Origin of the sequence: Achromobacter insuavis (assembly GCF_902859645.1) — a bacterium.
Taxonomy (GTDB): Bacteria; Pseudomonadota; Gammaproteobacteria; order Burkholderiales; family Burkholderiaceae_B; genus Achromobacter; species Achromobacter insuavis.
In genome coordinates, this window is sequence record NZ_CADIJR010000035.1 from 1 (window position 1) to 22,450 (window position 22,450).

Here is a 22,450-nt window from a genome sequence, read left to right on the forward strand (position 1 = left end):
CGGCCGGGCGCGGGCTGCCGGGCGCGCCGGCCTGGCTGCCCGGGGTGGGCATGCTCGTGGCGGCCATGCTGTATGGCGGCGCGGCCGCCGCCAGTGAGTCCTGCGCCAGTCCGGACGAACGCTGCCCCTTCGTTTCCGAACTGCTGCAGCAGCGCGAAGGCTATGGCGCCCGCGCCACGGGCGGCCTGGGCGGCAAGTTCATCGAGGTCACCTCCGACCAGGACGCCGGACCGGGCACGCTGCGCGCGGCGCTGGCGCAGGCCAAGAAGGGACCGACCTGGATCCGCTTCGCCTCGGACATGACGATCGTGCTGGATTCGCAGCTGCGGGTGCCGTCGAACACCACGATCGACGGCCGCGGCAAGCACGTGGCCCTGATCGACGACGGGCTGGGCGTGTATGGCAGCAAGAACGTCATCCTTACGCACCTGACCATCGACGGCCGCCTGAACCGGCTGACGCAGGCCGTGAACATCGCCAACGACAGCCGCGACGTGTGGGTGGACCACATGGACCTGTCACGCATGTCCGACCGGCTGCTGAACGTGAAGAACGGCTCCACCGACGTCACGATCTCGTGGACCAAGTTCCACAATTCGAACAAGGTCATGCTGCTCAACAACATCACCTCGAAGAACCTGTTCGCGAACTACGAACGGGATGCCATCGCGCGCGTGACGCTGCACCACAATTATTTCTTCAACACGGTGCAGCGCAATCCCCGCGGGCAATTCGGCACGTTCCACCTGTTCAACAACCTGCTGGAGAACTGGGATTTCTACGGCATGAGTTTCAGCCTGGAGGCCAAGGCGCTGGTGGAAGGCAACATCTTCAACAATGACGCCAAGCGCCAATGCGTGGAGCCGGAATTCTTTCCCACGGTGGAGGGGGTGAAGGTGAACTACTGCCGTTATATCCCCACGGCCGCCAAGCGCAGCGCGCTGGACAACGGGGCGTCGGACGAGGGCGCCTACCAGGACTTGAAGGCGGTGCACGGCTATACGCGCGACTTCAAGGCGTTCCTGCGCCTGAAGGACAACCTCTACCTGGGGGACGCCAAGCCCGTGCTGCAGGACTACCGTCCCGAGGCCGCGCCGACGCCGCCGTATTGCTATGGGTACGAGAAACCCTCGGCGGAATTGGCCGACCGGATCCGCAAGCATGCGGGCAACACCAGCGGCGATACGCCGCTGCCGGCAGCGCGCACCGGCGCGGGCTGCGGCGGCTGAAACGACGGGTCAGGCCTGGTGCGACAGCGGCCGCTCGGGAATCGGCGCGATCCGCTCGGGCGGTGGCGACACGCGCCACGAGGCGCGCCGGCGCAGCGCGCCGAACAGCTTGAGGCCTTGCGGCCAGTCTTCCAGGCCGCTGTCGGCGTTGATGTGGCCGGCGCCGGGGATCACCACCACGCGGCTGCCCCAGTTCTCGGCAAAGGCGCGGGCGCGCTCCAGCCGACAGTAGGGGTCGTTGTCGCTGGCCACCACCACGCTCTGGAACGGCAGCGATTGGCGCGGGATCGGCGCGAAGCCGCGCAGACAGTCCGGCGCATCGGGACGCTCGACGTCGGCCGGCGCCACCAGCAGGGCGCCGGCGACCTTGGCGCGCAGCGGCACCGGCAGCGCCGCGCTGATCAGGCAGCCCAGGCTGTGGGCGACCAGCAGCACCGGGCTGCGGGCCTGGTCGACCAGGCCGGCCAGGGTGGATATCCATTCCGCGCTCACCGGGTTCTGCCAGTCGCGCTGCTGCACCCGCACCGCGTGCGGCAACAAGGCCGCCCAGCGCGATTGCCAGTGTTCGGGTCCGGAGTCTTTCCATCCGGGGACGATGATCGGTTGGAGTCTCATGGCGGCCATGATGCCGCGCCGCCTTAGTAACGCAAACGAATAAATCCGCTTTTGCATATACGGTGGCGGGCATAAGGGCGGTGGCGCCCCTGATGCGGCACCGCAATATCGAAACCCCGCCCAAGACGGGCCGGAACCCCTGCAAAAGCCGCTATTTTTCAGTGTATGCTTGCCGTGCTAATGCAACGTAACGGGGCGTGACCAATGCGTTTCCGGCTGTCCGCCCGGTTCAAAAACCAACGATTACAAGCCATTAAGGGAGTCCACTCATGAAGCAAGCATTTCGTCTGACCCCGATCATCGCGGCCCTGGGCGTCGCCGCGGGGTTGGCGTTCAGCGCCGGCGCGCACGCGCAGACCATCAAGATCGGCGTGGTGGGCCCCACCACCGGCGCGGTCACCCAGTACGGCGACATGGTCCGTGAAGGCGTCGACACCGCGGTGGAACGCATCAACGCCGCCGGCGGCATCAACGGCAAGAAGCTGGAAACCGTGGTCATCGACGACGGCTGCGAACCCAAGCAGGGTCCGGTCGCCGCCAACCGCGTGGTCAACAGCAAGATCGGTTTCGTCGTGGGCCACGTCTGCTCGGGCGCCACCATCGCCGCCGCCGACATCTACAACAACGAAGGCGTGGTCATGGTCACGCCCTCGGCCACGTCGCCGGCCCTGACCGACGGCAAGAACTACGAGTTCATCTTCCGCACCATCGGCCGCGACGACCAGCAGGGTCCCGCCGCCGCCAAGTTCATCCTGGACAAGCTCAAGCCCAAGAAGGCCGCCGTGCTGCATGACAAGCAGTCGTATGGCCAGGGCATCGCCACCGCCGTCAAGAACGACCTCGAAAAGGGCGGCGTGCCCGTCGCCATCTTCGAAGGCATCAACGCCGGCGACAGCGACTACTCGGCCGTCATCACCAAGCTCAAGAGCCAGGGCGTGGACTTCGTCTACTACGGCGGCTACCACCCCGAAATGGGCCTGCTGCTGCGCCAGGCGGCCGAGCAGGGCGTGAAGGCCAAGTGGATGGGTCCGGAAGGCACGGGCAACCCGGACATCAACGCCATCGCCGGCGACGCCGTCGAAGGCATGCTGCTGACGCTGCCGGCCGACTTCACCCAGAACGCCGCCAACGCCGAGATCGTCAAGGCCTTCGCCGCCAAGAAGCGCAACGCCAGCGGCGCGTTCCAGATGACGGCCTACACCGCCACCCAGGTCATCGCCGACGGCATCAAGGGCGCCGGCAGCGAAGACCCGACCAAGGTCGCCAAGTACCTGCACGCCAACACGTTCGACACCCCCATCGGCAAGGTGGCCTGGAACAAGCAGGGCGACCTGACGAACTTCCAGTTCGACGTCTTCGTGTGGCACAAGGACGGCTCGAAGTCCGTTTATAAATAAGGACTTGGCGCGCATCCGGGCGGCTTTCCAGCCGCCCGGATGCGCCATCCGCCAGACCCCTCGGCCGGGCCGGAAGCGATGTCTTCCCGCCCGGCTTTTTCGTGGGCGCCGCCCGCCGGGAACCGAGCCGTCGCCGGCGGGGTCGAACGCCGCTCGCGCGGTTTTGCGTAGAATGCGGCGAAATCGCTCTCTCTTTTTCTGTCCGGACACCCCATGACCAAGGCCTTGCTAGTCGAAGACGATCCGAAGCTGTCGCGCCTGATCGCGCAGTTCCTGGAGCAACACGGGTTCCAGGTCGCCCAGGCCTACCGCGGCGACCATGCGGTGGAGGCGTTCCGCCGCCACGACCCGGCCATCACCATCCTCGACCTGATGCTGCCCGGGCGCGACGGCCTGCAGGTCTGCCGCGACCTGCGCGCCTTCTCGTCGGCGCCGATCCTGATGCTGACCGCCCGCGAGGACGACCTGGACCAGATCCTGGGCCTGGAATCGGGCGCGGACGATTACGTCATCAAGCCGGTCGAGCCGCGCGTGCTGCTGGCCCGCATCCGGGCGCTGCTGCGCCGTCACAGCCAGCTCGAGGAGCCGCCGGAGCGCCTGGAGTTCGGGCCGCTGGTCATCGACCGGCGCACCCGGGCGGTGATCCACGGCGGCGTCGAGGTCGACCTGACCACGATGGAATTCGAGATGCTGTGGGCGCTGGCCAGCCAGGCCGGCCAGGTGCTGACGCGCGACGACCTGCTCAACGCGGTGCGCGGCATCGAGTTCAACGGGCTCGACCGCAGCGTCGACGTCTGCGTCAGCAAGCTGCGCCGCAAGCTGGACGACGACCCGCGCGATCCGGCGCGCATCAAGACCGTGTGGGGCAAGGGCTATCTGTTCTCGCCCAAGGCGCACGAGGGCAGCGATGATTAAATTCGTCCTGCGGCTCTTCGTGGTGCTGGCGGTCGGCTTCGTGATTTCCAACGAAGTCGTGGACCGTTCCGCCAACTACCTGTTCGAGCCGGTCAGCGACGCCTATACCCGCGAGTCGGTGCGCGGGCAGATCCATTCCCTGGTGCTGGAACTGTCGAAGGTCGAGCCGGGCGCGCGCGCGGCTTACATCGAAAAGCAGCTCAAGCCCTACTATGGCCTGGGCCTGCGCGTCTTCAATGCGTCGGACTACAACGCCAGCGACAGCGAACGGCGCATCGTCGCCCGCGGCGACTTCTTCATCCGCGACAAGATGCAGACCTTCGTGGCCGCGATTCCCGGCCCCGACCACCAGTGGCTGGAGGTCAAGCTGCCGCCCGAGCCGTCGTTCGGCCCGTGGGTGGTGGCGGCGGTCTATTCGGCGCTGGGCCTGCTGCTGTGCGCCTTCATGCTGGTGTGGGCGCTGCCGATCTGGCGCGACCTGGAAGCCCTCAAGACCGCCGCCCTGCGCATGGGGCAGGGCGACCTGGAGGCCCGCGCGCGGCTGTCGCGGCATTCCAGCATCGGCAACCTGGGCGATACCTTCAACCTGATGTCCGAGCGCATCGCGGCGCTGATCGGCAACCAGCGCGAGCTGACCAACGCCGTTTCGCACGAGCTGCGCACGCCGATCGCGCGCCTGTCGTTCGAGCTCGACATGATCGGCCGCGCCGACGAGCCGGCCGAGCGCAAGCGCCTGATCGACGACATGAAGAGCGACGTCGCCGAGCTCGACAGCATGGCGTCCGAGCTGCTGATGTACGCGCGCCTGGAGCACAAGGGCGATGGCGTCGCGCTGCAGCCGCAGGACGCCCGCAGCTGGCTCGATTCGGTGGTGCAGCACGCGGGCTTCGAGGCCGACCAGTCCGGCGTGCGCTGCGAGGTGGTGCTGTGCCAGGTGCGCGAGGTCCACCTGCACCAGCGCTACATGACGCGGGCGCTGCTGAACCTGCTGCAGAACGCCATCCGCTACGCCGGCGGCCGGGTCCAGGTCAGCCTGGTGTCGCCCGCGCCGCGCGAGTATGTGCTGATGGTCGACGACGACGGCCCGGGCATCCCGCAGGCCGACCGCGAACGCATTTTCGAGCCCTTCATCCGCCTGGACGAGAGCCGCGACCGCGGCACCGGCGGCACCGGGCTGGGGCTGGCCATCGTCAGCCGCGTGGCGCGCTGGCACAACGGCACCGCCGAGGCCACCGACAGCCCCTTGGGCGGGGCCCGTTTCATCATCAGCTGGAAGGCGGCCTGAGGCCGGGGACAGGGGCGCGCCGCATCGATCCGGCCCGCCTTTAACAAACTTAACAATCTGTCCTTCCAATCTTCACAAACTCCATACAAAGCGGGAAAGATCGGGGACGCGTCCCTGTCTAGCATGACGGCAGTTCTCAAAAGAGGGTTGCCTGTTCGTCATGTTTTCGCTCGCCCGCCTGGTCGCCGTCGCCATGCTCCTGATCGCCGCCGGCGGTTGCCAGGGCGGGGCCCCGGCCGCGCCGCCGACCATCGCCCGCGGCGACTATCCGGCGGTAGTGGCGTACCTGAAGCAGCGCATTGCCTATGACCTGGACGCGCAGCGGGTGCCGGGCCTGTCGATCGCCATCGTCGATGACCAGCGCACGGTCTGGAGCAGCGGCTTCGGCTATGCCGATTCGGCGCGCCATCGCAACGCCACCGGCGACACGCTCTACCGGGTAGGCGCCATCTCCAAGGTCGTGACCGCCGCGGGCGTGCTGCGCGCCGCCGACGACGGCCGCCTGTCGCTGGACATCCCCGCCGCCCAGGCGCTGCCGCAATCGGCGCTGGAGCCGCGCCGCGCCGCCATGCACTGGATGGGCACCTATCCCTTCACCGTCCGCCGCCTGCTGGCATTGCGTCCCGACACGCTGGGAGACACCATGGGCCGGGCCCGCGCCGACATGGGCTACGCCATGCTCGGCGACATGGTGGCGCACGCCGCCGACGAGCCCTTCGACGCCTACGTGCGCCGCACGCTGCTGCAGCCGCTGAACATCTCGCGCGCCGGCTTCCGGCTGGCGGCCGCCGGCGACGACGCGCGTGAACTGCGCGCGGCCGGCTACCGCCGCGGCATCCCGTGGGTCGAACAGCCGCAGCCGAACGAGGCCGCGGAAGGCCTGTGGGCCAGTTCCGCCGAGATGGCGCGTTTCTCCAGCATGCTGTTCGGCGGCGGCACCTACCAGGGGCGCCGCATCCTCAACGACGAATCCGCGCTCACGCTGCTCAACCTGGAGACGGTGGCCAACGGCATGGACCTGGAGTGCCGCCTGGCGCTGTCGTGGCTGGCGGCGCCCTGCGATGCCGACTACATCGCCGGCGACGCGCTGCGCGACCACAGTGGCGCGACCGAAGCCTTCCATGCCCGCTGGCTGCTGGCGCCGCGCGAGAAGCTGGCGGTGCTGGTGATGAGCAATGCCGACAGCGCCGAGCCGCTGGTGGCCTCGGTCTCGACCCTCGCCATGAACCTGATGCGCCAGGCCAAGGGCGTGGCGCAAGAGTAGGCATGCGCCGCGGCAGCCGCGGCGTGGCCCAGTTTTCCCCTCAACCTCGTTTCCCGGATGTTTTTATGAAGCGAAATCTCTCTTTGTCCCTGATGCAGCGCCGCGCCGGCGCGGCGTGTTTGCTGGCCAGCCTGCCGGTGTTGTCGTTCGCCGCGGGCGGCCAGCAGGTCGCCGACAATTCGGTCTACGGTTCTCGCGGCGCCAGCTCGCGCGGCATCGAGGTCGCCACCGGCGCCGAGAAGCCGGCCGAGGAGTGGAAGTTCTACGGCACGCTGGGCGTCGGCTACGCGCCGCGCTACAGCGGCAGCGACGAGAGCTCGGCCCTGCCGATCTTCGGCCTGGGCATCCGCAGCCCGGGCGGCTTCTTCCTGGACACGGCCCACGGCCTGGGCTGGGAGACGCAGGCGCTCAGCAGCACTTTCCGCTTCTACGTCGCGCCCAGCGCCTCGCGCAAGGACCACAAGAAGGGATTCGAGGGCTCGAACAAGCTGCGCGGCATGGGCGACATCAAGAGCCGCGCGCAGATCGGCATGGATGCCGAGACGCAGCTAGGCCCGGTGACGCTGTCGGCCACGGTGGCGCACGCATTCAAGAAGGGCGACGACCGGGACGTGGGCAGCGCCTACACGCTGTTCAACCTGGGCGCCAGCACCACGGTGTACGAAGGTTCGGCGGGCGCGATCTCGCTGGCGCTGAGCAGCAACTTCGGCGACGGCAACTACATGCGCACTTGGTACGGCGTGAGCGATCGCCAGTCGGCCAACTCGGGCTACCGCCGCTACAACCCCAAGGGCGGCCTGGAAAGCATCGGCCTGGGCGCGACCTGGGCGCTGCCGTTGAGCAAGGAATGGTCGTGGTCGGTCGCGGCCGAGGCGCGCCGCCTGTATGGCGACGCGGCCGACAGCCCGATCGTGAAGGATCGCAACCAATACTCGATCGGCACGATGATCACCTACACGTACTGAGTGTGTGGCGGTAAACGCCCGCCCCGGGCGGGGCGGGCGGCTGGGGCGGTTCGGCGGGCCATGCGGCCGCCGACGCCGCCCGCGGGGGGGTATTACAGGCCCTGCACGCGGCGGCCGGTGTCGGCCTCGAACCAGTGTAGCGGGTGGCGGCCGTCGGGGCCGACGTTGACGCGGTCGCCGACCTTGGCCGAGGACTCGGACAACTGGCGGGTGGTGCAGCGCACGACCAGGGTGGTCTTGCCGCAGCGGCAGTGGACCAGCTGTTCGGAGCCCAGCGTTTCGACCATCTCGACTTCGGCCGGCACGCCCTGCGTGTTCAGCAGCATGTGCTCGGGGCGCATGCCCATGATGACCTTGCGGCCGCGCACCTGCGACGGCACCTGCAGCGGCGAGATCTCCAGCGCCAGGCCGTCGGCGGTCTGCACCGTGCCGTCGCCGGCGACGTTGACTTCCATCAGGTTCATCGGCGGCGAGCCGATGAAGCCGGCCACGAAGGTCGAAGCGGGCTTCTCGAACACTTCCATCGGCGTGCCGATCTGCTCGGGCACGCCCTGGTACATGACGATCATGCGGTGCGCCAGCGTCATGGCCTCGACCTGGTCGTGCGTCACGTACAGGCTGGTGGTGCCCAGGCGGCGGTGCAGCTTCATGATCTCCAGGCGCATCGCCACGCGCAGCTTGGCGTCCAGGTTCGACAGCGGTTCGTCGAACAGGAACACCTTGGGTTCGCGCACGATGGCGCGGCCCATGGCCACGCGCTGGCGCTGGCCGCCCGACAAGGCGCGCGGGCGGCGGTCCAGCAGGTGGCTCAGTTCCAGGATCTGCGCGGCGGCGTCGACGCGCTTCTTGATCTCGTCTTTGGAGAACTTGCGGATCTTCAGGCCGTACGCCATGTTCTCGAACACGGTCATGTGCGGGTAGAGCGCGTAGTTCTGGAACACCATCGCGATGTCGCGTTCGGCCGGCTCGAGATTGTTGACGACCTTGTCGTCGATCACGATCTCGCCGCTGGTCACGGTTTCCAGGCCGGCGACCATGCGCATCAGCGTGGACTTGCCGCAGCCCGAGGGGCCGACGATGACGATGAATTCACCGTCCTTCACATCCATGTCGATGCCATGGATGACCGGCACGTTGCCGGCGTAGGTTTTCTTTACGTTGCGAAAGCTGAGAGTAGCCATGAGTTATTCGTATCGGAGTCGTTGTCGGGTAGGCGATAGGGGAGGGTCACTTTTCAGTGTCGACCAAGCCCTTGACGAACCATTTCTGCATCAGGATGACGACCAGCGCCGGCGGGATCATCGCCAGCATGGCGGTGGCCATGGTGATGTTCCATTCGGTCACGCTGTCGCCGCCGCTGATCATCCGCTTGATGCCGATGACGACGGGGTACATGTCTTCCTGCGTGGTCACCAGCAGCGGCCACAGGTATTGGTTCCAGCCGTAGATGAACTGGATCACGAACAGCGCGGCGATGCTGGTCTTGGACAGCGGCAGCAGCACGTCGCGGAAGAAGCGCACCGGGCCGGCGCCGTCGATGCGGGCGGCCTCGATCAGTTCGTCCGGCACCGTCAGGAAGAACTGGCGGAACAGGAAGGTGGCCGTGGCCGAGGCGATCAGCGGCAGCGTCAGGCCGGCGTAGCTGTTGAGCAGGCCGAGGTCGGCCACCACCTTGTAGGTGGGCGCGATCCGCACTTCGACCGGCAGCATCAGCGTGACGAAGATCATCCAGAAAAAGAACATGCGGCCGGGGAAGCGGAAATACACCACCGCGAAGGCCGACAGCAGCGAGATCGCGATCTTGCCGATCGAAATCGCCAGCGCCATGATCAGGCTGACGTACATCATGCGGCCCACCGGCGCGCCCGAGGAGCCGCCGGAAGAGCCGCCGAACAGCGCCTGCATGTAGTTGTCGACGAAGTGCGGACCGGGGATCAGCGACATCGGCGCGGAGGCCACTTCCTGCGCGGTCTGGGTCGACGCGACGAAAGTGACGTAGAGCGGAAAGGCCACCATCGCCACCCCGCACAGCAGGATGACGTGGGCCAGAATATCCAGCCAGGGACGGCGTTCAACCATTGTTATCTGCCTCGAAAATCAATACTGCACTTTGCGGTCGACGTAGCGGAACTGCACGACCGTCAAGGCAATCACAATGAACATCAGCACCACCGACTGGGCCGCGGACGAGCCGAGGTCCAGGCCACGGAAGCCGTCGCTGTACACCTTGTAGACCAGGATCGAGGTCGACGTGCCCGGGCCGCCCTGCGTGGTGGTGTCCACCACCGCGAAGGTGTCGAAGAAGGCGTAGATGATGTTGACCACCAGCAGGAAGAAGGTGGTGGGCGACAGCAGCGGGAACACGATGCTCCAGAAGCGGCGCGACGGGCTGGCGCCGTCGATCGCGGCGGCTTCGATGAGCGAGCGCGGAATCGACTGCAGGCCGGCCAGGAAGAACAGGAAGTTGTACGAGACCTGCTTCCAGACGGCGGCGATCAGCACCAGGATCATGGCCTGGTTGCCGTCCAGGCGCGGGTTCCAGTCGACGCCGGCCTGGCGCAGGGCCACGGCCAGGATGCCGACCGAGGGCGAGAACAGGAACAGCCACAGCACGCCGACCACGGCGGGCGCGACGGCGTAGGGCCAGATCAGCAGGGTCTTGTAGAGCCCGGCGCCGCGGATCACGCGGTCGGCCATGACGGCCAGCAGCAGCGAGACGCCCAGGCCGACCACGGCGACCAGGATCGAGAACACCGCCGTGACACGGAAGGAATCGAGGTAGGCCTGTTGCGAGAACAGCTCCATGAAGTTGTCGAAACCGACGAACTCGGAGGACAGGCCGAAGGCATCTTCCAACCGCATCGACTGCCACATGGCCTGGCCGGCGGGAAGGAAGAAGAAGACCACGGTAATGACGATCTGCGGCAGGAGCAGCAGATAGGGCAGGGTCTTGTGCCCAAAGACAACACGTTTTTCCATAGGGGGAACCCAAGGTACGAAAAACGGCGGTTGGATTAACCGCCGCTTGAAACCGCCGGCCGGGAAGCGGCACCGGCCTGGCTCGAGGCGCCCGAGGGCGCCGGCAACGCATAAGCACGATAGGCTTAAAGCCCCAAAATAACCAGGGCTTTAAGCCTCGCTTGAATCACGCAAGCCCCTGTCACGAAACGGAAATCGTGCGTGGCGGGGGCTTGTTCCGAGTCCCGGAACGGGCGTTACTTTACACTCTTCTCGAACTTTTCCAGCAGTTCGTTGCCGCGCTTGACGATGTTCTCGGCGCCGTCCTTGGCCGCGACCTTGCCGGCCACGATGCGTTCGATTTCGGCGTCCTCGATTTCACGGATCTGCGGCAGGAAGCCCAGGCGCAGGCCACGCGATTGCGCGGTGGTTTCGACGTTCAGCTGCTTGACGCCGACTTCGGTGCCGGGGTTCTTGTCGTAGAAGCCGTCTTTCTTGGTCAGCTCGTAGGCGGCCTTGGTGACGGGCACGTAGCCGGTCTGCTGGTGCCAGCGGGCGGCGATTTCCGGGCTGGCCAGGAACTTGAAGAACGCGGTCACGCCCTTGTAGGTTTCCGGCTTCTTGTTGGCGAAGACCCACAGCGAGGCGCCACCGATGATGGTGTTCTGCGGCGCGCCCTGCACGTCGGCGTAGTAGGGCACGGTCGAGGTGCCGAATTCGAACTTGGCGTTCTTGGCGATGTTGGCGCGCAGGCCCGACGAACCGGTGATCATGGCGCACTTGCCGCTGATGAACAGCGAGTTCGGCTCGTCGCCGCGGCCGCCGTACATGAAGATGCCTTCCTTGCCCAGCTTGGCCAGGTTTTCCAGGTGGCGCACGTGCAGCGGGGTGTTGATGGCGATGCGGGCGTCCAGGCCGCCGAAGCCGTTGTCCTTGGTGGCGTACGGCACGTTGTGCCAGGCCGAGAACGTTTCCAGCTGGACCCACGACGGCCACGACGTGGTGTAGCCGCATTCCTGGCCCGCGGCCTTCAGCTTCTGGCCGGCGGCGGCCAGTTCTTCCCAGGTCTTGGGCGGCTTGTCGGCGTCCAGGCCGGCCTTCTTGAAGGCGTCCTTGTTGTAGTAGAACACCACGGTCGAGCTGTTGAAGGGCATCGACACCAGCTTGCCGTCGGCCGACGAATAGTAGCCGGCCACGGCGCCGATGAATTCCTTCGGATCGATCGGGTTGCCGACTTCTTCCGACATCTGCTGCACCGGCTTGATGGCGCCCTTGGCGTACATCATGGTGGCGGTGCCGACTTCGAACACCTGGAGGATGTCCGGGGCGTTGCCGGCGCGGAACGCGGCGATGCCGGCGTTCATGGATTCGCCATAATTGCCCTTGTAGACGGCCTTGACCTGGTAGTCGGGGTTCTTCTTGTTGAACTCGTCGACGAGGCCGTTCACGCGGTCGCCCAGCGCGCCTTCCATCGAGTGCCAGAACGTGATTTCGGTGGCCGCGTGCGCGGAAGCGCCGGCGAAGGCCGCCATGACGGCGGCAAAGGTGAGGGCAATTCGGTGGGATCGCATGAGAGGTTTCCTCCAGTTGGGCGTGTCGCGACCGGGATTGTCCGGGCGCGGAAAACACGTCACCTTATGAATTGTTTGTGACAAAACCGTGACTTTCACATCACTTAAAACGCCTGTCAAATTGCGCGTTTTAGGCGCGAACGAACATTTTCTTTTTTTTCCCGCTGGAGCCGGCCGGTTTACAATCGCTTCCTATGAAAAACGAACTTTCGATTGCGTTCATCGGCGGCGGCAATATGGCCGCTGCCCTGGCCTCCGGCCTTGCGGGCAAAGTATGCCCCGCCGGCAGCATTCATGTCATTGACATTAACCAGGATTCGCACGCCGCCTGGCAGGCCCGCGGCATGACCACCGCGACCGCTCCGGACGAGGCCCTGGCGCGCTGCCGCGTGTGGGTGTTCGCAGTCAAGCCACAGAACATGAAAGACGTTGTGGCTTCCACGCGTCAGTGGTTGCGCGACGACACATTGGTGGTAAGCGTGGCGGCCGGCATCCGCGCCGATACGCTGGCCGGCTGGCTCGGCACGCCCGAGGCGCCGTGGCGCCGCCTGGTGCGCTGCATGCCCAATACCCCGGCGCTGGTCGGCGCCGGCATCACCGGCCTGGCGGCGCTCGACGGGGTGGGGCAGGCCGACCGTGACCTGGCCGCCAGCATGCTGGCCAGCGTCGGCGACGTGGTCTGGGTGGCCGACGACGCGGCGCTGGACGCCGTGACCGCGCTGTCGGGCAGCGGCCCGGCCTACGTCTTCCTGTTCCTGGAAGCCCTGATCGCCGGCGGCCAGAAGGTCGGCCTGACGGCCGAGCAGGCGCGCCAGCTGGCGCTGGGCACTTTTGCGGGCGCCACCAAGCTGGCGGCCGAATCGTCCGAGCCGCCGTCGGTGCTGCGCGAGCGCGTCACCTCCAAGGGCGGCACCACCGCCGCGGCGCTGGCCGCGTTCAATGCCGCCGGCTTTGCCGGCATCGTCGAGGACGCCATGGCCGCGGCCGCGCAGCGTTCGCGCGAGCTGGCCGAGGAGTTCGGCAAGTGAGCCAGGCCGCCGCGCGCTTTGCCCCCATGAGCCGGGCGCAGTTCGGCATCGCCGTGCTGTGCATGCTGCTGGTGGTGGTGGGCTCGAACATCCTGGTGCAGGTGCCGCTGAACGATTGGCTGACCTGGGGCGGCCTGTCGTATCCGGTGGCGTTCCTGGTGACCGACGTGCTCAATCGCCGGTTCGGCCCCGCGGCCGCGCGCCGGGTGGTGTGGTTCGGTTTCGCCGCGGCGCTGGCGGTGTCGGTGTGGGTGGCGTCGCCGCGCATCGCGCTGGCCTCGGGCCTGGCCTATATCTGCGCGCAGCTGGTCGACATCCAGGTGTTCGACCGCCTGCGCGACCAGCGCTGGTGGCGCGCGCCGCTGGTGTCAGGGGTGCTGGGCGCGATCCTCGACACCGCGGTGTTCTTCAGCGTGGCCTTCGCCGCCACCGGCACGCCCTGGGTGACCTGGATGATGGGCGACCTGGCGATCAAGCTGGTGGTCAACATCAGCATGCTGGCGCCGTTCCGCGCGCTGATGTGGAATCTGGCCAAACCTGCCAGCGTCTGATTTTCGAAAATCGGTGATTATTATTAACGGGATAATCATTATTCGTAAGACTCGCGTAAGTACTGTATGAAAATGCGAAGTCAAACGGCGTATTAATGATTATTCATATAAATCACCTGCCATCGAATGCATCGCGGCGCCATGGGAAATCCAAGGCGCCGCGCGGATTTTTCCTGCGTTTTCACATACTTGTCGCACCGATCCGTCACGATTAAAGGTTTCTCCTGAAATATTGGGGATTACACGCAGTGACAGTATGTCTGCTTGCTTCCAGAATACCGGCCACACCGTGTTTTTGCCCAAGAAGCCGGCGACGCGCGATACGGGTTGCGGGGTATCCACCCGACAGACCGGATCGAACAGAGCCGCTCAAAACCTCGCTGGAGAACTCCGCATGAAGTTTCTGCATCGCCTTACCCCGGTAGCTATGGCATTCGGGGCGCTTGCCCTGGCAGGTTCCGTGCACGCCGCCGATACGATCAAGATCGGCATCCCGCAGCCCATGACGGGCCCCAACACCCAGTACGGCGACCAGATCCAGGCTGGCGCGCTGACTGCCATCGAGACCATCAACGCCAAGGGCGGCGTGAAGGGCAAGAAGCTCGAACCGATCCTCATCGACGACGGCTGCGAACCGAAGCAGGCCGTGCCGGCCGCCAACCGCGTGGTCAACTCCGGCGCCAAGTTCGCCGTGGCCCATGCGTGCTCGGGTGTGACCGTGGCCGCCGTGAACGTCTACGAACAGGAAGGCATCGTCGGCATCACCCCGGGCGCGACGTCGCCGCTGGTCACCGACACGATCAAGCCGCATTACTTCTTCCGCACCATCGGCCGCGACGACCAGCAAGGTCCGTACGCCGCCCGCTACATCGCCAACACCCTCAAGCCCAAGAAGGTCGCCGTGCTGCACGACAAGCAGACCTACGGCTCGGGCGTGGCCACCCAGGTCAAGGACACCCTGACCAAGGAAGGCGTGAACGTGGCGCTGTTCGAAGGCATCAACGTCGGCGACAGCGATTACTCGGCCATCATCACCAAGCTCAAGTCGGCCGGCGTCGACCTGGTCTACTTCGGCGGCTACCACCCCGAACTCGGCCTGCTGCTGCGCCAGTCGCGTGAACAGGGCCTGAAGGTCCAGTTCATGGGTCCGGAAGGCACCGCCAACCAGGATCTGGTGGCGATCGCCGGCCCGGCCATCGAGGGCCTGCTGGTCACGCTGCCCGCCGACTTCACCAAGCTGCCGGGCAACGAAAGCATCGTCAAGGCCTTCAAGGACGCCAAGCGCGATCCGGACGGCGCCTTCCAGATGCCGGCCTACGCCGCGGTGCAGATCCTGGCCGACAGCATCACCGCCGTGGGCGAGGATCCCGCCAAGGTCGCCGACTACATGCACAAGACCACCTTCAACACCGGCATCGGCAAGGTCGAGTACGACGCCAAGGGCGATCTGAAGAACTTCGAGTTCGCCGTTTACAAATGGGACAAGAACGGCAAGAAGACCCAGCTGTAAACTCCCGCGATTCCGCCGGCGTGGTGCCGGCGTGAGGGCCTGTCGTCGTCGTTGTGTCGTAATCCGCGTAGCGATGCGCCAAAAGCGCTGTGCGGCCGGCACGCGATGATCACAGGCCCTTAAAATACGCCCAGGTTTCCGGCTCCGGGTCTCTCTACCGGAGCCGGAACTATTTGGAGCACAGAGAAATAATGTCTGACCTCATACCCCAACTTACCCAGCAATTCTTCAACGGATTGTCTCTGGGCGCGATCTACGCGTTGATTGCCATCGGCTACACAATGGTCTACGGCATCATCGGTATGATCAACTTCGCTCACGGCGAAATCTACATGATCGGCGCCTATGTCGGCCTGGTCACCCTCACGGCCATCGGCACCGGTAGCGGCCTGCCGGTCCCGTTCATCATCGCCGCCATGCTGTTGGTGGCCATCGTCGTCACCGGCATCTACGGTTTCAGCGTCGAGCGGGTCGCGTACCGCCCGGTGCGGGGCAGCCCCCGCCTGGTGGCGCTGATCTCGGCCATCGGCATGTCGATCTTCCTGCAGAACTGGGTCGCCCTGGGCCAGGGCGCGCGCGACATGGCGGTGCCATCGCTGGTGTCCGGCGCGGTGCAGTTCCACATGGGATCCGACTTCGATGTGACGGTGCCGTATTCGCGCATCATGATCATCCTGGTGACCGTGGCGCTGATGGTCGGCCTGACGCTGTTCATCAAGTACTCCCGCATGGGCCGCGCCTCGCGCGCCTGCTCGCAGGACATGCACATGGCCAACCTGCTGGGCATCGACACCAACCGCGTGATCTCCTTCACGTTCGTGATGGGCGCGATCCTGGCGGCGGTGGGCGGCGTGCTGATCGCCATCACCATCGGCAAGCTCAATCCCTTCATCGGCTTCCTGGCCGGCATCAAGGCCTTCACGGCGGCGGTGCTGGGCGGCATCGGCAGCATCCCCGGCGCCATGCTGGGCGGCGTGTTGCTGGGCCTGGCCGAAACGTTCGCGGCAGCCTATATCTCGTCGCAGTACAAGGACATCGTGGCGTTCTCGCTGCTGGTCCTGATCCTGCTGTTCCGTCCCACCGGGCTGTTGGGCAAACCTGAGGTGGAAAAAGTCTGATGTCGAACAACAATCTCAAAAACGCCACGATGGCGGCGGTGCTGACCGCCGTCATCGTCACCCCCGTCTTCGGCCTGCAACTGATCCGTCAGGGCGCCCGCACGTCGATGGAGTCGCACTGGTCGCTGGTGGCCCTGGCCGCCGCGGTCGTGTTCGTGTTCCAGCTGCTGCGGCCCTGGATCGCCAAGCCGTTCCAGAAGCTCAAGACCAATCTGCCGACCTTGCCCTCGGCCCCGGCCAAGAGCAACAAGCTGCTGATGTTCCTGATCCTGGCGGTGGCCGTGACCTGGCCGTTCTTCGCCGGCCGCAGCTCGGTCGACATCGCCACGCTGGTGCTGATCTACGTGATGCTGGGCCTGGGCCTGAACATCGTGGTCGGTTTCGCCGGGCTGCTGGACCTGGGCTTCGTCGGCTTCTACGCCGTCGGCGCCTATACCTACGCCTTGCTGTACCACTGGGGCGGCTGGAGCTTCTGGGAGGCGCTGCCGTTCTCGGGCGCGATGGCCGCGCTGTTCGGCTTCATCCTGGGCTTCCCGGTGCTGCGCCTGCGCGGCGACTACCTGGCCATCGTGACGCTGGGCTTCGGCGAAATGATCCGCCTGTTGCTGATCAACCTGAACACGCTCACGGGCGGTCCGGACGGTATCTCGGGCATTCCCAAGCCGTCGGTGTTCGGCCTGGAGATGACGCGTCGCGCCAGCACGGAAGGGGGCACCACGTTCCATGACTTCTTCGGCCTGACGTTCCAGAACCAGCACATGGTGATCTATCTGTACATGATGGCGCTGCTGCTGGCGCTGGTGACGCTGTTCGTCTCGACGCGCCTGATCCGCATGCCGGTCGGCCGCGCCTGGGAGGCGCTGCGCGAGGACGAGATCGCCTGCCGTTCGCTGGGCCTGAACCCGACCCGCATCAAGCTGTCGGCGTTCACGCTGGGCGCGACCTTCGCCGGTTTCGGCGGCGCGTTCTTCGCGGCGCGCCAGGGCATGGTCAACCCCGAATCCTTCACCTTCATCGAGTCTGCGCTGATCCTGGCGATCGTGGTGCTGGGCGGCATGGGGTCGCAGGTGGGCGTGATCCTCGCCGCCATCCTGCTGACGGTGCTGCCCGAGCTGGCGCGCGAGTTCGCCGAGTACCGGATGCTGATGTTCGGTCTGGTGATGGTATTGATGATGATGTGGCGTCCGCAGGGGTTGTTGCCCATGAAGCGTCCCCACGTGGAGCTGGCTAAATGAGCGAGGCATTGCTGAAAGTATCCGGACTGACCATGCGCTTCGGCGGCCTGCTGGCCGTCGATAGCGTGGCGTTCGAAGTCAAACCCGACGAGGTGTTCGCCATCATCGGCCCCAACGGCGCCGGCAAGACCACCGTGTTCAACTGCGTGGGCGGTTTCTACGCGCCGACCGCGGGCGACATCGTGATGGACGGCAAGTCCATCACCGGCCTGCCGAGCCACAAGGTGGCGCGTCACGGGCTGGTGCGCACGTTCCAGAACGTGCGGCTGTTCAAGCAGCTGACGGTGCTGGAGAACCTGCTGGTGGCGCAGCACACGCAGGTGGAGTCGCGCCTGTTGCCGGGCCTGCTCAAGACCAAGTCCTATCGCCAGTCGGAAGCCGACGCGCTGTCGCGCGCGGCGCAGTGGCTGGATTTCATGGGCCTGCGCGAGTATGCCAACCGCGAGGCGGGCAACCTGGCCTACGGCCACCAGCGTCGCCTGGAAATCGCGCGCTGCATGATCACCAAGCCGCGCCTCTTGATGCTGGACGAGCCGGCCGCCGGCCTGAACCCGCAGGAAAAGCGCGATCTGCAGTCGCTCATCGACCAGCTGCGCCGCGAGTTCGGCGTGGCGGTGCTGCTGATCGAGCACGACATGAGCCTGATCATGGGCATTTCCGACCGCATCCTGGTCATGGAGCACGGCAAGCCCATCACTACCGGCACCCCCGAGCAGGTGCGCAACGACGAGCGCGTCATCAAGGCGTACCTGGGGGAGGAATAAATGCTGAAGCTGGAAAACATTCACACGTTCTACGGCGCCATCCAGGCGCTCAACGGCGTGTCGGTGGACGTCAACAAGGGCGAGATCGTGACCCTGATCGGCGCCAACGGCGCCGGCAAGACCACGCTGCTGATGACGGTCTGCGGCAATCCGCGCGCCAAGGAAGGCAAGATCACCTTCGAGGGCGAGGACATCACCAACAAGGACACGCACCACATCATGCGCAATGGCATCGCCATTTCGCCGGAAGGGCGGCGCGTGTTCAAGGACCTGACGGTGGCCGAGAACCTGATGATGGGCGGCTTTTTCTCCAAGCGCGAGGAGATCCAGGCGGGCATCGACCACGTCTATGGCTTGTTCCCGCGCCTGAAGGAACGGGCCAGCCAGCGCGCCGGGCTGATGTCGGGCGGCGAGCAGCAGATGCTGGCGATCGGGCGGGCCTTGATGACGCGGCCGCGCCTGCTGCTGCTGGACGAGCCGACGCTGGGGCTGGCGCCGCTGGTGATCGCACAGATCTTCGACATCATCCGCGAGATCCGCGAGCAGGGCGTGACGGTGTTCCTGGTCGAGCAGAACGCCAACAAGGCGCTGCAGGTGGCGGATCGCGGGTATGTGCTGGAGAACGGGCGGGTGGTGCTCCAGGATACGGGGGCGAATCTGCTGGTCAATGATCAGGTGCGGAAGGCTTATCTGGGCGGGTGATCCGCTTGAAGGTTTTATTCCCCGCGAAGGGAAATTTGGGCGCTACTGCGAAGGGCGCCCTTTTTTTTCGTCTTGATCGAGGCGGGGGGGGGGGCTTCGTGGGTCGCCCGAGGGGGGGGGGGGGGGGGCGCGACGGGCCAACGATTGCGGTCCGGAGCGTTCGCTCCGGACTGCCCCTTCGTCATCTTCGTCACAGCCTGCGGCTGTTCCTTCAGATTCCCTCGGGCGCATCGACGGCCCGCCGCGCCCACCCGCCACCCGCCTCGGGCTGCGGATTGCGAGGCTTGTCGCGCTGCTGGAGCGTGGGGTAAGGGGCGGGTTTTGCGGGGCCCGCAAAGATTGGCCGCGCGGGCGGCCAATCTTGGCATACGCGGTGGGGGTGCGTCGGGAGGATGGCGCTGCGCGCTGGGGGAGGGGGGACCCGCCTGGGGGGGGAGAGAGAGGGGCGGTCGCACTGTGCCAGACATGAAATCGGGTTAGAGGCCTTTGATTTCTGGCATTGGGATCGGGGGGGCCGAGCTTTTTCATAGCAACTCGACCGCCCTGTAGGGCTCGCGTATTACTTGTCCGCGGGGCCGAGGGCCTCTGCCCAGTTCTTTTTCATGGCGGCGATTCGGGCCTCGTAGGCGGATTTCAGGCAGGCGGCGTCGGGGCAACGGTCGCGCACGGTGGTGCGCCATTGCGTCTGTTCTTTTGCCACGGGATCGCGCCATTCGCCGGTTTCACCGTCACGGCCAGCGGTTTCGGACTGGATCTTGTCGTAGAGATCCTTCACCTGATCGTCCAGCCTGGACAGCGACGGGTCGGCGCAGATCAGATGTTCGACATGGGTTTTCGCGGCCTTGCAGTCGAAGCCGGCGGCGTGGGCGGCTTTGACTGGCAGGAACGGAGCGCTGGCGAGGACGGCGCAGATTGCCGCATGCAGGATCGCATGTTTGCCTTGAGCGCTTTGCCGGCGCGGGCCTTTCATGATGGCGGTCGGCATTGCCGCGGGAACGGGGTTGCGCACGTCCTTGACTCCTGAATGATCCGCGGCCACCGATAGGGGGGGCCCGCGGGTCGATTCTCCCGGTTGTCGGGCGGTTGTGCAACTCGCGGGCCTTGCCTACGCGGCGATGCGTTGCTCGGGCTGGTCGGCCAGGTAGTGGGCGATGGCGGCGCGGGCCAGGGCGTCGATCGAGTCGGTCAGGGTGATGCCCAGGCTGGGGCGCAGGGCGTGGGGCACGGCCAGCGGCAGCTCGGTGCAGCCCAGGACGACGGCGTCGGCGCCGCGGGCCTTGAGGCGGGCGATGCATTCGGCGGCGGGGGCGAAGGCGGCTTCGAGCTGGTTGCCCTTGACGGCGCGGATCGAGGCCATGCAGTAGCGTTCGACTTCATCGTCGTCGGGGACGATGCATTCGTAGCCCTGGGCTTCGAGGTGGCGCTGGTAGAGGCCGAGCTTGAGCGTGGCGGCGGTGCCCATCAGGCCGATGCGGCCCTGTTGCAGGCCGAGGCGGCGCAGGTCGTCGATGACGGCCTGGATGATGTGCAGCACGGGGCGCTGGGTGGCGGCGGCGATGTCGTCGTACCAGAGGTGCGCGGTGTTGCAGGGGATGGCGATGAGCTGGGCGCCGGCGCGTTCCAGAAAGCGCACGCCTTCGACCATGTAGGGCAGGGGATTCTCGCCGCCGGCCATGTAGGCGCTGGAACGATCGGGGATGCGCGGATCGTTGCGAAGCAGGGTGGGGATGTGCTGCTGGTCCGCGTCGGCGGGCGTGAGCGCCGCGAGGCGGAGCGCGAAGGCGGCGCCGGCCATGGGGCCCATGCCGCCCAAAACACCCAGGTAACAGCCCTGGGAATAGCTATTCACTTTGTTGACTCCAAGGTAATGCATCACCGGGTGCCAGTACCTGGCCCGGGCGCTCGGCGCCGGTCCGTTCCCCGTCCCACACCTGCCGGCCATTGACCCACACGCCGTGGATGCCCTGACTAACCTGAATGGGAGCTGAAAAAGTGGCCACATCTGTCACCGTGGCGGGATCGAACAGCACCAGATCAGCATGATACCCCTCACGCAGCAGGCCGCGCTCGGACAGGCCGTATTGGGCCGCCGCCAGGCCGGTCATCTTGTGGATGGCGGTTTCGAGCGACAGCAGCTGTTGTTCGCGCACCATGGTGCGCAGCACGTTGGTGAAGGTGCCCCACTGGCGCGGGTGCGGATGCGGGTCGAACGGCAGGCCATCGGAGCCGACCATGGTCAGCGGGTGGCTGAAGATGCGGTTGACGTCGGCCGGATCCATCAGAAAGTAGATGGCGCCGGCGGGCGCCAGGCGGGCCAGGGCGGCTTCGTCGTCCAGGCCCAGTTCGGCCATGACGTCGGCGAAGTCGCGGCCGGTGGCCTCGGGGTAGCCCTTGGACCAGGTGATCAGGGTGCGGCTGGCCAGGCGGGCGCGGTCCAGCCGCAGCATGGTCGAGGTGGCGGGATACGGGTGGCAGTCGAGGCAGACGCGCTGCGTGGCGGCGGCGCGGCTGATCATGTCCAGCGTTTCGCGGCTGCGCCCGTGGTTGCGTTCGCCGGCCAGCTTGTGGTGCGAGAACACCACGCGGCAGTCCAGTTCGCGGCCGATCAGCAGCGCCTCTTCCATGGCCGGCACGATGTGGTCGGCCTCGTCGCGCAGGTGGGTGGCGTAGATCGCGCCGGCGCGGCCGCGCAGCGGCTGGCAGACGTCGACGATCTCGTCGGTGGGCGCGGCGCTGGCGGGCGGGTAGAAGGTGCCGGTGGAGACGCCGAAGGCGCCGGCCTCCAGCGCCTCGTCGAGCAGGGCGCGCATGGCCTGGCGTTCGGCGTCGGTGGCGGCGCGGCCGGTGTCGTCCATGACCGCCACGCGCAGCGTGGTGTGGCCGACCAGCGGGATGACGTTGACCGCGGCGGGCGCGTCGGCCAGGGCCTGGAGCCAGGCGCGGAAGGTTTCGAAGCGGAACAGCTCGGGCGGACCCAGCAGGTCCAGCGGCTGCGGGATCTCCTGGCGCGACAGCGGCGCCAGGCTGACGCCGCAGTTGCCGGTGACGACCGTGGTGATGCCTTGCGAGACCTTGGGCAGCATCTCGGGATGCGCCAGCAGGTAGCCGTCGTCGTGGGTGTGCGAGTCGATGAAGCCGGGCGCCAGCGCCAGGCCGCGGGCATCGATCACCGGCACGCCGGGGGCGTGGGCGAATTCGCCCAGCGCCACGATGCGTCCGGCGCGCACCGCCAGGTCGCCCTGGCGCGACGGCCCGCCGCCGCCGTCGATGAGCGTGGCGCCGGCCACGATGAAGTCGACGCGCGGGGCGGGGTCCAGCCGGGTGCTGCGGTCCGTCATGGCGG

The 22,450-nt window shown here is 66.4% G+C and carries 21 protein-coding genes; 13 read left to right on the forward strand and 8 right to left on the reverse strand.

Annotated features, from left to right (window positions below; all coding sequences use genetic code 11):
- Positions 1–50: 50 nt before the first annotated feature.
- Complete coding sequence (locus tag H0523_RS17795; protein ID WP_287814365.1) at positions 51–1,229, forward strand: pectate lyase family protein; 1,179 nt, start codon at positions 51–53, stop codon at positions 1,227–1,229.
- A 9-nt stretch (positions 1,230–1,238) separates the two neighbouring features.
- Here the strand turns inward: H0523_RS17795 and H0523_RS17800 are convergent, their stop codons facing one another.
- Positions 1,239–1,844 (reverse strand): RBBP9/YdeN family alpha/beta hydrolase, encoded by a 606-nt coding sequence (locus tag H0523_RS17800; protein WP_054431464.1) that lies wholly within the window; start codon positions 1,842–1,844, stop codon positions 1,239–1,241.
- Between the two features lie 269 nt (positions 1,845–2,113).
- On the opposite strand from H0523_RS17800, the gene H0523_RS17805 reads away from it, so the two are divergent.
- The 5 genes from H0523_RS17805 (at position 2,114) to H0523_RS17825 (ending at position 7,670) form a co-directional block, all read left to right on the forward strand.
- Positions 2,114–3,241, forward strand: coding sequence for a branched-chain amino acid ABC transporter substrate-binding protein (locus tag H0523_RS17805; protein WP_054431438.1), 1,128 nt, complete (start codon positions 2,114–2,116; stop codon positions 3,239–3,241).
- A 213-nt stretch (positions 3,242–3,454) separates the two neighbouring features.
- Positions 3,455–4,156: a response regulator gene (locus H0523_RS17810; protein ID WP_054431439.1), complete on the forward strand. Its 702-nt coding sequence runs from the start codon at positions 3,455–3,457 to the stop codon at positions 4,154–4,156.
- Complete coding sequence (locus H0523_RS17815) at positions 4,149–5,441, forward strand: ATP-binding protein (RefSeq protein ID WP_054431440.1); 1,293 nt, start codon at positions 4,149–4,151, stop codon at positions 5,439–5,441. The genes H0523_RS17810 and H0523_RS17815 overlap by 8 nt, the downstream gene beginning before the upstream one ends.
- A gap of 160 nt (positions 5,442–5,601) precedes the next feature.
- Complete coding sequence (locus H0523_RS17820; protein ID WP_054431441.1) at positions 5,602–6,705, forward strand: serine hydrolase domain-containing protein; 1,104 nt, start codon at positions 5,602–5,604, stop codon at positions 6,703–6,705.
- Positions 6,706–6,770: 65 nt separating this feature from the next.
- Positions 6,771–7,670 carry a MipA/OmpV family protein gene (locus H0523_RS17825; RefSeq protein ID WP_231690588.1) on the forward strand — a complete coding sequence of 300 codons (900 nt, stop codon included), beginning with the start codon at positions 6,771–6,773 and terminating at the stop codon, positions 7,668–7,670.
- Positions 7,671–7,762: 92 nt separating this feature from the next.
- Here the strand turns inward: H0523_RS17825 and H0523_RS17830 are convergent, their stop codons facing one another.
- The 4 genes from H0523_RS17830 to ugpB form a co-directional block, all read right to left on the reverse strand.
- Positions 7,763–8,851 (reverse strand): sn-glycerol-3-phosphate import ATP-binding protein UgpC, encoded by a 1,089-nt coding sequence (locus tag H0523_RS17830; RefSeq protein WP_054431443.1) that lies wholly within the window; start codon positions 8,849–8,851, stop codon positions 7,763–7,765.
- Positions 8,852–8,897: 46 nt separating this feature from the next.
- Positions 8,898–9,749, reverse strand: coding sequence for a sn-glycerol-3-phosphate ABC transporter permease UgpE (gene ugpE / locus H0523_RS17835; RefSeq protein WP_006386445.1), 852 nt, complete (start codon positions 9,747–9,749; stop codon positions 8,898–8,900).
- Positions 9,750–9,767: 18 nt separating this feature from the next.
- Complete coding sequence (ugpA, locus tag H0523_RS17840) at positions 9,768–10,649, reverse strand: sn-glycerol-3-phosphate ABC transporter permease UgpA (protein WP_054431444.1); 882 nt, start codon at positions 10,647–10,649, stop codon at positions 9,768–9,770.
- A 236-nt stretch (positions 10,650–10,885) separates the two neighbouring features.
- Complete coding sequence (gene ugpB, locus H0523_RS17845; RefSeq protein WP_054431445.1) at positions 10,886–12,199, reverse strand: sn-glycerol-3-phosphate ABC transporter substrate-binding protein UgpB; 1,314 nt, start codon at positions 12,197–12,199, stop codon at positions 10,886–10,888.
- 194 nt (positions 12,200–12,393) lie between these two features.
- Between ugpB and proC the strand changes: the two genes are divergently transcribed.
- From proC to H0523_RS17880, 7 genes are all read left to right on the forward strand, one after another.
- Positions 12,394–13,227, forward strand: a complete 834-nt coding sequence (gene proC, locus H0523_RS17850) for a pyrroline-5-carboxylate reductase (protein WP_054431446.1) — start codon at positions 12,394–12,396, stop codon at positions 13,225–13,227.
- Between the two features lie 26 nt (positions 13,228–13,253).
- Complete coding sequence (locus H0523_RS17855) at positions 13,254–13,778, forward strand: queuosine precursor transporter (protein WP_035361466.1); 525 nt, start codon at positions 13,254–13,256, stop codon at positions 13,776–13,778.
- A gap of 394 nt (positions 13,779–14,172) precedes the next feature.
- A complete protein-coding gene (locus H0523_RS17860) occupies positions 14,173–15,288 on the forward strand; it encodes a branched-chain amino acid ABC transporter substrate-binding protein (RefSeq protein ID WP_025140820.1) in 1,116 nt (371 codons plus the stop codon).
- A 191-nt stretch (positions 15,289–15,479) separates the two neighbouring features.
- Positions 15,480–16,406, forward strand: coding sequence for a high-affinity branched-chain amino acid ABC transporter permease LivH (gene livH, locus H0523_RS17865; protein WP_054431447.1), 927 nt, complete (start codon positions 15,480–15,482; stop codon positions 16,404–16,406).
- Positions 16,406–17,641 (forward strand): high-affinity branched-chain amino acid ABC transporter permease LivM, encoded by a 1,236-nt coding sequence (locus tag H0523_RS17870; RefSeq protein ID WP_054431448.1) that lies wholly within the window; start codon positions 16,406–16,408, stop codon positions 17,639–17,641. Before livH ends, H0523_RS17870 begins: the two co-directional genes overlap by 1 nt.
- A complete protein-coding gene (livG, locus tag H0523_RS17875) occupies positions 17,638–18,405 on the forward strand; it encodes a high-affinity branched-chain amino acid ABC transporter ATP-binding protein LivG (protein ID WP_054431449.1) in 768 nt (255 codons plus the stop codon). The genes H0523_RS17870 and livG overlap by 4 nt, the downstream gene beginning before the upstream one ends.
- Positions 18,406–19,107 carry an ABC transporter ATP-binding protein gene (locus H0523_RS17880; protein WP_049073552.1) on the forward strand — a complete coding sequence of 234 codons (702 nt, stop codon included), beginning with the start codon at positions 18,406–18,408 and terminating at the stop codon, positions 19,105–19,107. It abuts the gene before it with no gap.
- A gap of 559 nt (positions 19,108–19,666) precedes the next feature.
- Here the strand turns inward: H0523_RS17880 and H0523_RS17885 are convergent.
- The 3 genes from H0523_RS17885 to H0523_RS17895 form a co-directional block, all read right to left on the reverse strand.
- Positions 19,667–20,116 (reverse strand): lysozyme inhibitor LprI family protein, encoded by a 450-nt coding sequence (locus tag H0523_RS17885; protein WP_231689850.1) that lies wholly within the window; start codon positions 20,114–20,116, stop codon positions 19,667–19,669.
- A gap of 96 nt (positions 20,117–20,212) precedes the next feature.
- Positions 20,213–20,956: a cysteate racemase gene (gene cuyB, locus H0523_RS17890; protein WP_054434034.1), complete on the reverse strand. Its 744-nt coding sequence runs from the start codon at positions 20,954–20,956 to the stop codon at positions 20,213–20,215.
- On the reverse strand, positions 20,949–22,445 hold the full coding sequence (locus tag H0523_RS17895; RefSeq protein WP_054434035.1) for an N-acyl-D-amino-acid deacylase family protein: 1,497 nt from the start codon (positions 22,443–22,445) through the stop codon (positions 20,949–20,951). Before H0523_RS17895 ends, cuyB begins: the two co-directional genes overlap by 8 nt.
- Positions 22,446–22,450: the final 5 nt, after the last annotated feature.